This window comes from Vandammella animalimorsus (assembly GCF_002285265.1).
In the GTDB taxonomy this organism is placed as follows: domain Bacteria; phylum Pseudomonadota; class Gammaproteobacteria; order Burkholderiales; family Burkholderiaceae_C; genus Lampropedia.
On record NZ_NSJB01000001.1, the window covers coordinates 227,017 to 239,659 of the forward strand.

A 12,643-nucleotide genomic window follows, 5' to 3' on the forward strand; every position below is an offset into this window, starting at 1 on the left:
TTGGGTTTGCGAAGCGGTCTTTCGGGGCAAAAGCACGCAGGTGCAAGGCGAAAACGCTTGCAAGGCGTTCAACCTTGCAAGCGTTTTCAACCCCCTTCAGCGGGGAGCGTGATGGGCTCAAACGCTGTATCCCAGTCGAAATCGAAAGTCTGCCTGAACAGGCCTGGGATGGTTTGGTCAATGTGCAGCAGCAAGCCGCGCTGGGTGTCGATGCTCAGGCGCTGCTCCAACTGGAGCTGGCCGAGCTCGCCCTTGCTGTGCACCGTCAGTATCGGCGCGCCGGCGGCGCTGGTGCTGCGCTGCACCGCCAAGATGGCGTGCTGGGCCAGATAGGCTGCGCTGGGCGTTGGCCTGGGCAGAGGCTTTTGCCGCCAGCCGCCATCCTGGGTCTTTTTCCATACCGTGTTTGCATCGACGCGAATGTGAAGAAGCTCCAGGCCATCAGGGCCCACTTTGTAGACGCGCTCACGCGGGCCGGGCTCGAACTGGGTGTGCCTGTGCACCGCAGGCTCAGACTGCGCGGCCTTTGCGTCCCAGGCCTTCCAAACCAATGTGTGGCGCTGCAAGCCAAGGCGCGCGAAAGGGGCATGCAAGGCTTGGACTGTGGCCTTGCGCGTGGCGGCATCGACCTTGTCCCCAGCTTGGGGCTTGCAGGCCTGGATGTACGCAGCTTGGGTTTGATGCGGGCTGCAAGGGGCCGGCTCTTTGACTGGCACGGCCCGTGCAGGCTGGGGCGTTGGCATGGGCGCTTGCTGGGTGCTGGCCGGCTCTGGCGCAGGGGCGGTGCCGGGGGCTTGGCCTGCAGTGCAGCCCAGCAAAGTCAGCGCGGCGCCCAGTGCCCAATCAGTACGGAGGGGGCGGATCATCGGTGCGGTGCTCCAAGTCGAGCAAGGCCAAGAGGCCGTGGCAAGAATGGCTTTGCCGATGCGGCGGCAGGGGTCCGCTCATGCCAAGCCAGACGGGCTGCCATTATGGGCGCTATGCAGGCTCTAGCGCAGGCGGCGTGCGCCGGTGCAGCGGATGTGGCCGGCCAGGTCGCGGCGGTGGGCCACTTCGCCATAGCCTGCCTGGGCCAACAGTTGGGCGACTTGCTGGTGCTGCTGCCAGCCGTGCTCCAGCAGCAGCCAGCCGCCGGGCGCCAGCGCGGGCAGGGCGTGGGCGATGATGTGGCGGATGTCGTCCAGCCCGTCGGCGCCGCTGGTCAGTGCCTGGCGCGGCTCGTGGCGCAGCGCGGGCAGGTGCGGGTCGTGCTCGGCGATGTAGGGCGGGTTGCTGACGATCATGTCCCAATCGCCCAGGCCGGCCTGGCGGGCCGGCTCCAGCCAGTGGCCGTGCAGCCAGTGCAGCGCCAGGCCCAGGCGCTGGGCATTGCCCTGGGCCACTTGCAGCGCGGCCAGGCTTTGCTCGCAGGCCCAGACCTGGGCGTCGGGGCGCTGGCTTTTGAGCGCCAGCGCAATGGCGCCGCTGCCGGTGCCCAGATCCAGCAGGCGCGGCTGGCCTTGCTGGGGCAGCAGCTGCAGCGCCCATTCGACCAGGGTTTCGGTGTCCGGGCGCGGGTCGAGCACGGCCGGGGTGACGCGCAGCGGCAGGCCAAAGAATTCGCGCTGCCCGGTCAGGTAGGCCAGCGGCACGCCGTCGGCGCGGGCCTGCAGCAGCTGCGCCCAGTGCGCGGCCTGGGCGGCATCCAGCGGCTGCTCGTCGTGGGCCAGCAGCCAGGCGCGCTGGCTGGCCTGGCGCCCCAGCGCGTGCAGCAGCAGCAGCTGGGCGTCCAGCCGCGCCAGGCCTTGCGCGGCGGCCTGTTGCAGGGCCTGGGCGATGGTGGCGGGGGCGCTCATTGGGGTTGCAGCTGGGCCAGCAGCTCGGCCTCGCGCGTGGCCTGCAGCGCGTCCAGCACCTCCTGCAGATCGCCCTCGATGATGCTGGGCAGCTTGTAGAGCGTCAGGCCGATGCGGTGGTCGGTCAGGCGGCCCTGCGGGAAGTTGTAGGTGCGGATGCGGTCGGAGCGGTCGCCGCTGCCGATCAGGCCCTTGCGCAGCGCGGCGTCCTTGGCGGCCTGGGCGCTGCGCTCTTGCTCCTGCAGGCGCGCGGCCAGCACCTGCAAGGCCTTGGCCTTGTTGCGGTGCTGGCTGCGGTCGTCCTGGCATTCGGCCACCATGCCGGTGGGGATGTGGGTGATGCGCACGGCCGAGTCGGTCTTGTTGACGTGCTGGCCGCCGGCGCCGCTGGCGCGGAAGGTGTCGATGCGCAGCTCGGCCGGGTTGAGCTGCACGGCCACGGCCTCGTCCGGCTCGGGCAGCACGGCCACGGTGCAGGCGCTGGTGTGGATGCGGCCCTGGGTTTCGGTGGCGGGGATGCGCTGCACGCGGTGCCCGCCCGATTCGAAGCGCAGCCGCCCGTAAACGCGCTCGCCCTCGATGCGCAGCACGGCCTCTTTGTAGCCGCCCAGCTCGCTGTCGCTGGCGCTGATGAGCTCGCACTTCCAGCCCTGGCTGTCGGCATAGCGCGTGTACATGCGCAGCAGGTCGCCGGCAAACAGCGCCGATTCGTCGCCGCCGGTGCCGGCGCGGATTTCCAGGAAGGCATTGCGCGCCTCGTCCGGGTCGCGCGGCAGCAGCAGGCGCTGCAGTTCGGCCTCCAGCTGCTGCATCTGCTGCGTGGCGTGGGCGATTTCCTCCTGCGCCAGCGCCAGGGTGTCGGCGTCGCTGTGCGCGTCCTGCAGCAGCTCCTGGGCGGTTTGCAGGTCGGCGGCGTGGGCCTGGTAGCGGCTGTAGCGGCTGGCGATCTGCGTGACCTCGGCGTGCTCGCTGGCGATGCGGCGGTATTGCTGCATGTCGGCCAGGATGTCTTGGCGCGAGAGCAGGAAATCGAGCTCTGCAAGGCGTTGCACGTAGCGTTCGAGCTGGGGGCGGAGGTGGGCTTGCATGGGCCGGGCAGGAAGGTGGGGAAAGTGGGCGATCGGGCCGGGCGATGGCGCGGTGGCGTTTGCGGGGCGCGGCATGGCGCCGGTGGCGCGGGCAATGGCTGGCGGGGAAGGGCAGGGCGTGGGCGTTGTGGGGCCGCCGCGCCCCGGCCGTGCCAGGCGTGCTGGCGTGCGGTGTGGCTGGCCGGCGCTAATGCTGGCGCGGCGGCGCCTCGCCGCGCAGGAACAGGCGCGAGACCATGTGCGCGGTCTGCTGGCGTTCGTCCGCGTCGCCGTGGCCGTTGCGCAGCTCGCTGACGGCGCCGTGCAGCATTTTCTTGCTCAGGTTGTGCGCCAGCGCCTGCAGCACGGCGTCCAGGTCCTCGCCGCGCGCCAGCATCTTGCGCGCGCGCGCCACTTCCTGGGCGTTCCAGCTCTGGGCCTGCTGCTGCAGCTGCTGGATCAGCGGCACCACGGCGCTTTGGCTGCTGCGCATCTCCAGCCAGCGGGCAAAGTGCTGCACGCCGCTGTCGATGATGGCCTCGGCCTGGGCCACGGCGGCCTCGCGCTGGGCCCTGCCGCTTTGCACCACGCTGGCCAGGTCGTCCACGGTGTAGAGGTAGACGTTGTCCTGGGCCTGCACTTCGGGCTCGATGTCGCGCGGCACGGCCAGATCGACCATGAACATGGGGCTGTTGCGGCGGCGCTTGAGCGCGCGCTCGACCGCGCCCAGGCCGATGATGGGCACGCTGCTGGCGGTGCAGGAGACGATGATGTCGAACTCGTGCAGGCGCTCGGGCAGCTCGCCGATGCGCAGCGTCTGCGCGCCCAGGCGTGCGGCCAGCTTCTCGCCGCGCTCAAGCGTGCGGTTGGCAATCACGATGCCCTGTGGGCGCTGCGCGGCAAAGTGCGTGCTGGCCAGCTCGATCATCTCGCCCGCGCCGATGAACAGCACCTTCAGGCGGGCAAAGTCCTCGAACAGCTGGCCGGCCAGGCGCACGGCGGCCGCGGCCATGCTGATGGAGTGCGCGCCGATGGCGGTGCTGCTGCGCACCTCCTTGGCCACGGCAAAGCTGCGCTGGAACAGCTGGTGCAGCGTGCTGCCCAGCGCGCCGGCCTGCTCGGCCGCGCGCACGGCGTTTTTCATCTGGCCGAGGATTTGCGCCTCGCCCAGCACCATGGAGTCCAGCCCGCTGGCCACGCGAAAGGCGTGGCGCGCGGCCAGATCCTGATCGTGCGTGTAGGCGTACTGGGCCAGATCCTGCGCCGTCAGGCCGCCGCTGCGCGCCAGCCAGTCCAGCGTGGCCTGCTGCAGCGCCAGCCGCTGGGGCTGGGGCAGGGCGCTGGGCGCGGCGCAGTAAATCTCGGTGCGGTTGCAGGTCGAGAGAATGGCCGATTCCACCGGCTGCGGCCCATGGCCCTGCAGCAGCGACTGGCGCAGCCCATGCAGCGCCGGGCCGATGTGCTCCAGCGCATAGGCAAAGCGGCCCCGCAGATCCAGCGGGGCAGTGTGGTGGTTGATCCCAAGCGTCCAGACGGCCATAACCGCGCATTATAAAAATTGTTACCAAACCCTGCAGGCCCCGCTGCATCTTGCCTGAGCGGGGGCATCGGAAATCTGTGGACTGTTGCCGGGAGATGCCGTTTCGAGAACGCAAGGGCCGAGCGCAGCGATGGCCCGGACAGAATCCCCTTCTGCCAGCGGCACAGGTCGCCCCGGCGCGCAGCGCCGGGGTCGCGGGCAGTGGGGTCGCCTTCTTTTGCCTCCTTTTCTTGGCGAGACAAGAAAAGGAGGTGCGCTGCCGGGCGCACATCCCGGCCTCGGCAGGCAACAGCGGCGCAATCGGCAGCACTGGCTCGAATCCGTCCCCCCGGCCAGTGCGTTGGGCGGCGCTGCCGGCGCGGAGGTTTCATAATGCGGCCCCATGATTTACGGCATTGGCACCGACATTTGCGACATCCGCCGCATTGAGCAGGCGCTGCAACGCCATGGCGAGCGTTTTGCGCAGAAGGTGCTGGCCGATGGCGAGCTGGCCGCCTGGCGGGCCCGCGCGGCGCGTTCGCCGCAGCGCGGCGTGCGCTTTGTGGCCACGCGCTTTGCCGTCAAGGAGGCCTTCAGCAAGGCCATTGGCCTGGGCATGCGCCAGCCCATGGGCTGGCGCGATTGCGAGGTGGCCAATGGCGCATCGGGCCAGCCGCAGATCATCACACACGGCGCGCTGCGCCAATGGTGCGCGCAACGCGGGCTGCAATTTCACGTCTCGCTCTCCGATGAGCAGGACTACGCCGTGGCCTTTTGCATCGCCCAGATGGGCGCGGCGCCGGGCACAGGCGCTATGGGAGCTACAGGAGGAGGCGGCCATGAGTGATCGAGCAGACCATCTGCCAGCCGGGCAGGCTGCGGCCGATGCAGCGCTGGATGCGGACTTGCAGCACATGAGCGCTGCGCAACTGGCCGACGAGGTGCGCCGCCTGCGCGCCGGCATCCGCGCGCACCGCGACTGCTCCGGCCACGATCTGTGCTGGTACCACCCGCAGCTGTGGCAACTGCTGCCCGAGCAGGTGCAGCCCAGCCCCGAAGTGCCCGACTGGCCGCAATTCATGCGCGGCTGCATCCGCTACCGCCAATCTCTCGACGCGCAATGCCCTCAGGCGCCTCGCACAAAGCAGGAGTTCGATGCGCCGCCCGATGCTCCCAGCCGCTGACGCACAGCCGCGCGGCATCTTTTTCTCTTTCTTTGTCTTCCATGTACGCACACGCCCCTTTGTTCATTGACGTGGCCGGCACCAGCTTGCAGGCCATCGACCGCGAGCGCCTGGCCCACCCGCTGGTGGGCGGCCTGACCCTGTTTGCCCGCAATTGGGAGGACCGCCGCCAGCTCGTGCAGCTGTGCGCGCAGATCAAGGCCGTGCGCAGCGATCTGCTCATCTGTGTGGACCAGGAAGGCGGGCGCGTGCAGCGTTTTCGCAGCGATGGCTTCACGCCGCTGCCGCCCATGCGCGCGCTGGGGGCGATGTGGGAGCAGGACGACCGCCGCGGCCCGCACCGCGGCCTGCCCGGCACGGGCGCGCTGCGGGCGCTGGGCGCGGCCACGGCGCTGGGCCAGGTGCTGGCCAGCGAGCTGCGCGCCTGCGGCGTGGACCTGAGCTTCACCCCCGTGGTCGATCTGGACTGGGGCGGCAGCACCGTGATCGGCGACCGCGCGCTGCACGCCGATGCGCGCGTGGTCAGCCTGCTGGCCAAGGCGCTGATGCAGGGGCTGCTGCAAGGCGGCATGGCCCACTGCGCCAAGCACTTCCCTGGGCATGGCTTCGTGCACGCCGATTCGCACACCGAAATCCCTGTGGATCGGCGCAGCCTGCGCGCCATCTTGCAGGACGATGCCGCCCCCTACGGCTGGCTGCGCTCCAGCCTGGCGGCGGTGATGGTGGCGCACGTGGTCTATGCCCGCGTCGATGCCCGGCCGGCCGGCTACTCGGCGCGCTGGCTGCGCGACATCCTGCGCGGGCAGTTGCAGTTCGACGGCGCCATCTTCAGCGACGACCTGAGCATGGAAGGCGGGCGCCGCCTGGACGGGCGCGCCGTGGACGCCACCGAGGCCGGAGTGGCCGCGCTCAACGCCGGCTGCGACCTGCTGCTGCTGTGCAACCAAAGCCTGGACGGCGGCGCGGCCCTGGATGCCTGGATCGACGGCATGGCCGCCGCCCTCAAGGCCGGCGACTGGCAGTGCGACCCGCACAGCGAACGCCGCCGCCAGGCCCTGCTGCCCACCACGCCGCCGCAGCCCTGGGACATGCTGATGCAAGACCCGGCCTACCTGCAGGCGCTGGAGCAACTGCCATGAACCGGAATCGAGCGACCGCCATGAAAGCCAACACCATGTACCCAGTGACCCACAGAACCATTCAAGTCATCCGCGCCTGCCGCGCCGCCGGGCCAAGCGCCATTTGGTGGCACTGGCGGCACTGGCTGGCCGCGCTGCTGCTGGCCGCCGCCGCCGCGCTGGGCCTGCTGGCCGCGCCCGCGGCCCAGGCCGGCGAGCGGCTTGACCGCATCATGGAAAAAAAGCTGCTGCGCGTGGGCACGCCCGGTGACTACCGGCCCTTTGCCATCAAGACCGAGGGCGGTTACTCCGGCCACGACATCGACCTGATCGAGCTCATCGCCAAGGAGCTGGGCGTGCGCATCGAGTACGTGCCCACGACCTGGAAGAGCCTGCTGCCCGATTTGCAGGCCGACCGCTTCGACATCGCCATCGGCGGCATCACGCGCAACGTCGCGCGCCTGAGCCAGGCCGACATGCTGCCGGGCTACGCGCCGTTCGGCAAAGTGGCGCTGGTGCGCGCCGAGCACAAAGATCGCTTCACCACGCTGCAAAGCCTGAACCAGCCCGATGTGCGCGTCATCAAGAACCCGGGCGGCACCAACGAGCTGTTCGTCGACGCCCACCTGGGCCAGGCCCAGGTGCGCACCCATGAGCACAATGCGCAGATTCCGGCCCTGATCGCCGAAGGCCAGGGCGATGTGATGATCACCGAAACCTACGAGGCGCTGCACTACGCCCGCACAGACCCGCGCCTGCATGCGGCCTTCATCGACCAGCCGTTGACGCCGCGCAACTGGCTGGGCTTTTTGCTGCCGCTGGACGACGCCGACTACCGCCGCGTGATGCACTTCGTCTGGCAGCAAATGCACGAGCGCGGCCAGCTGCGCGAGGCCCAGGCCAAGTGGCTGGCGCCTTGAGCGTTGTCTGCCCCGGCTGAGCCGGCGCGCAGCCGCTGAGCTGCCCCCGGCCAACCCACTGCGCGACCGCCGCGCCCAGCGCCTTGGCCAAGGCGCTGGGTGCGGCCGTGGCGTTTCTTGTTTTCAATCCAAGCCCATGACCCAGATCGCTGCCCCCAATGACCCCAACGCCGCCGACGCGGATGCCAACGCCAGCGCCAGCGCCGGCCCGGCCGACTTCGCCACGTTGGCCCAGTGGCTGGCCTATTGCGAGCGCATCCACCCCCAGCAGATCGAGCTGGGGCTGCAGCGCGTGCGTCAGGTGGCGCAGGCGCTGGATCTGCGCTTTGATTGCCCGCTGATCACCGTGGCCGGCACGAATGGCAAGGGCTCGAGCTGCGCCATGCTCGAAGCCATTGCGCTGCAGGCCGGCTACCGCACCGGGGTCTATACCTCGCCGCACCTGGTGCATTTCGAGGAGCGCTGCCGCATCGGCGGCGAGAACGCCACAGCCGAGCAGCTGCTGCCGCACTTTGCCGCGGTCGAGCAGGCGCGCTGGCGCGCCGGGCAGGGCGGCGAGCCGGTGTCGCTGAGCTATTTCGAGTTCACCACGCTGGCCATTGCCCGCCTGCTCAGCCACAGCCGGCTGGACGTGGCCATCCTGGAGGTCGGCCTGGGTGGGCGGCTGGATGCGACCAACCTGTTCGATGCCGACTGCGCGCTGATCACCAGCGTGGACATCGACCACGTGGACTACCTGGGCCCGGACCGCGAATCCATCGGTCGCGAGAAGGCCGGCATCATGCGCCCCGGCGTGCCGGCCATCGTGGCCGACCCGATGCCGCCGCAATCCCTGCAGGCCCATGCCGAGCGCATCGGCGCAGACCTGTGGCTGGCCGGGCGCGATTTCAATTACGCCGGCGACCGCCAGCAATGGAGCTGGGCCGGGCGCGGCAAGCGCCTGCACGGCCTGGCCTACCCGGCGCTGCGCGGCGCCAATCAGCTGGTCAACGCCTCTGGCGTGCTGGCGGCCCTGCAGGCGCTGCGCCAGCGCCTGCCCGTCACCGCCCAGGCCATCCGCCAGGGCCTGGCCCTGGTGCAGGTGCCAGGGCGCTTTCAGATCGTGCCGGGCCAGCCCACGCTGGTGCTGGACGTGGCGCACAACCCGCACTCGGTGGCGGCGCTGGCGGCCAATCTGGACGCCATGGGCTTCTTCCCCACCACGCACGCAGTCTTTGGCGCCATGCACGACAAGGACCTGAACACTGTGCTGCAGCGCATCGGGCCGCTGGTCGATCGCTGGTACTTCACCGATTTGCCGCTGGCGCGCGCCGAGCAGGCCACGGCGCTTGTGCAGCGCTGGCAGGCCTTGCAGATGGCGGCCCAGCGCCCGCGCCAGGTGCCCGCGCAGGCCTTTGCCAGCCCGCAATTGGCCCTGGATGCCGCCGCGGCGGCGGCGGAGCCGGCTGATAGAATCGTCGTTTTTGGCTCGTTTCACACCGTTGGCGGTGTGCTGGCCCAGGGCGTGCCGCAGCTTGGGGCGCGCCACCTGCAGTAAGTTCTATGGCTTTATTCGACACGCGCGCTGCCGACAGCGGCGCAGACAGCACCGGCCAGCGCGCGCGCGCGCCTGTGAATCTGCTGGAAGACATGCGCCGCCGGGCGCGCCACCGGCTCATCGGGGCCTGTCTGCTGGTGCTGGTGGCGATTGTGGTCTTCCCCATGCTGTTCGACACCGAGCCCAGGCCCGCCGTGGTGGATGCGCGCGTGAGCATCCTGGGCGGCGAGACAGCGCCGGCCGCCGGGGACGATCCGGCCCAGGTGGCGGTGCTCACGCCCTCGGGCCCCAACCGCTTCGGCCTGGCCGATGACGAGGAAGTCATGGACCTGGATGCGCTGACGCCGGCGCGCGCCGGCCGTGGCCAGGCCAGCAGTCCGCAGCCCGCTGCCGGCAACCAGCCGGCAGCCACGCGCAGCAAACCCCAGCCCGCGCAGGAGCCGCGCAGCCTGGCCGCGCAGCGCGCCCAGGAGGCCAAGCAACCCGCGCCCAAACCGCCTGCGGCCAAGCCCGAGAGCAAACCGGCCGAGGCCAAGCCCACCGAGAGCAAACCCGAGAGCAAACCCAAGGGCAAGCCTGAGGCCAAACCTGCTGAGAGCAAGCCTGCGCCCAAGCAAGAGACCAAGCCCAGCGCCAAGCCAGAGGCCAAGCCTGAAGCCAAGCCAGAGAGCAAACCCGAGGCCAAGCCAGCCGAGAGCAAGCCGGCGCGCCCCACCCAAGTGGCCGTGGCCACGCCCCCGCCAGCGCCGGCGGCCGAGCCTGCCGCGGCCCGCGATGAATCTGCGCGCGCGCGCGCCTTGCTCGAAGGCAAACCCGTGGCCACGACCACGCCCGCTGGGCGCTCGGACGAAGGGCGCTTCATCGTGCAGATCGGCGCGTTTTCCGACGACGCCAAGGTGCGTGAGATCCGCCAGAAGCTGCAGGGCCTGGGGCTGCGCACCTACACGCAGGTGGTGCAGACCGGCGCCGGGCGGGCCACGCGCGTGCGCGTCGGGCCATTTGCCAGCCGCGCTGAGGCGGATCGCGCGGCCGAGCGCGTGCGCGGCGCCAGCCTGCCTGCGGCCATCGTCTCCATGTGAGCTGCGCCCCATGCCCAAGCGCGTGCAATCCCTCACGGCCGTGCGGCCGCTGCTGGCTGTGGCCGCCGCAACGCCTGAACAGGGCGGCTTGCGATGACGCTCAACGGCTTCGACCTGGTGTTTCTGATGCTGGCCTTCGTGTCCGTGGCCGTGGGCATCTGGCGCGGCTTCGTGTTCGAAAGCCTGGCTGTGCTCGGCTGGGGCCTGGGCGCGTTTGCGGCCATGCGCCTGGGGCCTGCGCTGGGCATGTGGCTGCCGGGCCAGTCGCTGGGCATGCCGGCGCGGCGCGTGCTGGGCATGCTGGCGCTGTTCATTGCCGCAGTCTTTGGCTCCTCCATCCTGGCCACCATGGCGCGGCGCTCGATCAAGGCCCTGGGCATGCGCGCGGCCGATCGTTTCGTCGGGGCGCTGTTTGGCGCCTTGCGCATTGCGCTGGTTGGCGTGGTGCTGGCAGTGGCCGTGCATGCCCTGCGCTGGCAAACGCAGCCGTGGTGGAGCGGCTCTGCCGTGGGGCCGGTGCTCGATGCCGCCCGGCTGGAGCTGGCCAGGCTGCTGCCCGACTGGACCATTTTGCAAACCCCCGAGCCGCTGGAGCTGCCGGCCGTGCCCATGCTGCCCGCCGGCGCCGCGCTCGATGCCCTGGGCCGCCACCAGGGCAGTGCCGCTGGCGGCAAGCCCTGATGCTGATGGCGTGTGGCGCAATGGGCATGGGCCAGGGCAGTGGGGCGCAGCGCTTGCTTTCGTATCCCTTGAATCCGACTACTAGATAGGACTTACAGCCATGTGTGGAATCGTCGGCGTGGTCAGCCGCCATCCGGTCAACCAATTGATTTATGACGCGCTGCTGCTGTTGCAGCACCGTGGCCAGGATGCGGCGGGCATCGTCACGCAGCTCGATCGCAAATTCTTCATGCACAAGGCCAAGGGCATGGTGCGCGACGTATTCCGCACGCGCAACATGCGCGCGCTGCCGGGCAACGCCGGCCTGGGCCAGGTGCGCTACCCCACGGCCGGCGACGCCAACAGCGAGGAGGAGGCCCAGCCGTTCTACGTCAACGCGCCGTTTGGCATCGTCATGGTGCACAACGGCAACATCACCAACGCCAAGGCGCTGCGCCGCGAGCTGTTCGACACCGACCACCGCCACACCAACACCACCAGCGACTCGGAGGTGCTGCTCAACGTGCTGGCGCATGAGCTGGGCCGAGCCACCGGGGGGCGTCGGCTTTGTGCCGATTGTGTGTTCGAGGCCGTGCGCGCCGTGCACCGGCGCGTGCGCGGCTCGTATGCGGTCATTGCCATGATTGCCGGGCACGGCATGCTGGCCTTTCGCGACCCGCACGGCATCCGCCCGCTGTGCCTGAGCCGCCCCAGCGAGGACGGCGCCGTCATGCTGGCCAGCGAATCCGTGGCGCTGGAGGGCACGGGCTATGCGCTGGAGCGCGACATCCAGCCGGGCGAGGCGGTGTTCATCGGCTTCGATGGCAGCGTCCGCAGTGCGCTGTGCGTCGAGCCTGGGCAGGCCGTGCACGCGCCGTGCATTTTTGAATACATCTATCTGGCGCGGCCCGATTCGGTGCTGGACGGCATTTCCGTGTACCGCGCGCGCCTGAACCTGGGCGAGACCCTGGCCAAGCGCGTGCTCTCGGTGGTGCCGCCCAAGGACATCGACGTGGTCATCCCCATCCCCGAGTCCAGCCGCCCCAGCGCCATGCAGTTGGCCGAGCTGATCGGCAAGCCCTACCGCGAGGGCTTCGTGAAGAACCGCTACGTGGGGCGCACCTTCATCATGCCCGGCCAGAGCGTGCGCAAGAAATCCGTGCGGCAAAAGCTCAATGCCATCGCCAGCGAGTTCGAGGGCCGCAACGTGCTGCTGGTGGACGACTCCATCGTGCGCGGCACGACCTCCAAGGAGATCGTGCAAATGGCGCGCGAGGCCGGGGCGCGCAAGGTCTATCTGGCCAGCGCCGCGCCGCCGGTGCGCTTTCCCAACGTGTACGGCATCGACATGCCCACGCGCGAGGAGCTGGTCGCGCATGGCCGCGACATCGAGCAAATCCGCCAGCTCATCGGCTGCGACGCCTTGATCTACCAGGATGTGCAGGGCATGCGCCGCGCGGTTGGCGCGCTCAGCAGCGCGCTGGACGATTTCGACGCCTCGTGCTTTGACGGGCGCTACATCACCGGCGACGTCACGCCCGATTCCATCGACGCCCTCAACCAGGGCCGAAACTCGGCGCAGGCCCAGGACGAGGAAGCGCCAGTCTCGCGCCTGGCGCTGCCCAATGCGCAGGACGAGTAAGTTGCCCCATCGCGCCCAGGCCGCCGGCGCGGCCGGCGTCTGCGCAGCAAAAAACCGCGCCACGGCGCGGTTTTTTGTTGAT

The 12,643-nt window shown here is 69.8% G+C and carries 12 protein-coding genes; 8 read left to right on the forward strand and 4 right to left on the reverse strand.

The window, feature by feature from the left end; translation table 11 throughout:
* Window positions 1-86: 86 nt before the first annotated feature.
* The 4 genes from CK625_RS13840 to hemA form a co-directional block, all read right to left on the reverse strand.
* On the reverse strand, window positions 87-866 hold the full coding sequence (locus CK625_RS13840; RefSeq protein WP_095538392.1) for a hypothetical protein: 780 nt from the start codon (window positions 864-866) through the stop codon (window positions 87-89).
* A 123-nt stretch (window positions 867-989) separates the two neighbouring features.
* Window positions 990-1,835, reverse strand: coding sequence for a peptide chain release factor N(5)-glutamine methyltransferase (prmC, locus tag CK625_RS00920; RefSeq protein WP_095538393.1), 846 nt, complete (start codon window positions 1,833-1,835; stop codon window positions 990-992).
* Window positions 1,832-2,923 (reverse strand): peptide chain release factor 1, encoded by a 1,092-nt coding sequence (gene prfA / locus CK625_RS00925; protein ID WP_095538394.1) that lies wholly within the window; start codon window positions 2,921-2,923, stop codon window positions 1,832-1,834. Before prfA ends, prmC begins: the two co-directional genes overlap by 4 nt.
* Before the next feature lie 187 nt (window positions 2,924-3,110).
* Window positions 3,111-4,442, reverse strand: a complete 1,332-nt coding sequence (hemA, locus tag CK625_RS00930; RefSeq protein ID WP_095538395.1) for a glutamyl-tRNA reductase — start codon at window positions 4,440-4,442, stop codon at window positions 3,111-3,113.
* Between the two features lie 382 nt (window positions 4,443-4,824).
* Here hemA and acpS point away from each other — a divergent pair, with 382 nt between their 5' ends.
* The 8 genes from acpS to purF all read left to right on the forward strand — a co-directional run bounded on the left by acpS (window position 4,825) and on the right by purF (window position 12,561).
* Window positions 4,825-5,268: a holo-ACP synthase gene (gene acpS, locus CK625_RS00935; RefSeq protein ID WP_095538396.1), complete on the forward strand. Its 444-nt coding sequence runs from the start codon at window positions 4,825-4,827 to the stop codon at window positions 5,266-5,268.
* On the forward strand, window positions 5,261-5,605 hold the full coding sequence (locus CK625_RS00940; protein ID WP_238945440.1) for a hypothetical protein: 345 nt from the start codon (window positions 5,261-5,263) through the stop codon (window positions 5,603-5,605). Before acpS ends, CK625_RS00940 begins: the two co-directional genes overlap by 8 nt.
* Before the next feature lie 41 nt (window positions 5,606-5,646).
* Window positions 5,647-6,744: a beta-N-acetylhexosaminidase gene (gene nagZ, locus CK625_RS00945; RefSeq protein ID WP_095538397.1), complete on the forward strand. Its 1,098-nt coding sequence runs from the start codon at window positions 5,647-5,649 to the stop codon at window positions 6,742-6,744.
* The gene (locus tag CK625_RS00950; RefSeq protein WP_238945441.1) at window positions 6,741-7,643 is read left to right on the forward strand and encodes a transporter substrate-binding domain-containing protein; all 903 of its coding nucleotides are present in this window, start codon (window positions 6,741-6,743) and stop codon (window positions 7,641-7,643) included. The genes nagZ and CK625_RS00950 overlap by 4 nt, the downstream gene beginning before the upstream one ends.
* A gap of 136 nt (window positions 7,644-7,779) precedes the next feature.
* Window positions 7,780-9,180 carry a bifunctional tetrahydrofolate synthase/dihydrofolate synthase gene (folC, locus tag CK625_RS00955; RefSeq protein ID WP_095538398.1) on the forward strand — a complete coding sequence of 467 codons (1,401 nt, stop codon included), beginning with the start codon at window positions 7,780-7,782 and terminating at the stop codon, window positions 9,178-9,180.
* A 5-nt stretch (window positions 9,181-9,185) separates the two neighbouring features.
* Complete coding sequence (locus CK625_RS14205; protein ID WP_275250193.1) at window positions 9,186-10,259, forward strand: SPOR domain-containing protein; 1,074 nt, start codon at window positions 9,186-9,188, stop codon at window positions 10,257-10,259.
* A gap of 93 nt (window positions 10,260-10,352) precedes the next feature.
* Entirely contained in the window at window positions 10,353-10,940 is a 588-nt protein-coding gene (locus tag CK625_RS00965) for a CvpA family protein (protein WP_095538399.1), read from the forward strand.
* Between the two features lie 100 nt (window positions 10,941-11,040).
* Complete coding sequence (gene purF / locus CK625_RS00970) at window positions 11,041-12,561, forward strand: amidophosphoribosyltransferase (RefSeq protein ID WP_095538400.1); 1,521 nt, start codon at window positions 11,041-11,043, stop codon at window positions 12,559-12,561.
* Window positions 12,562-12,643 lie beyond the last annotated feature (82 nt).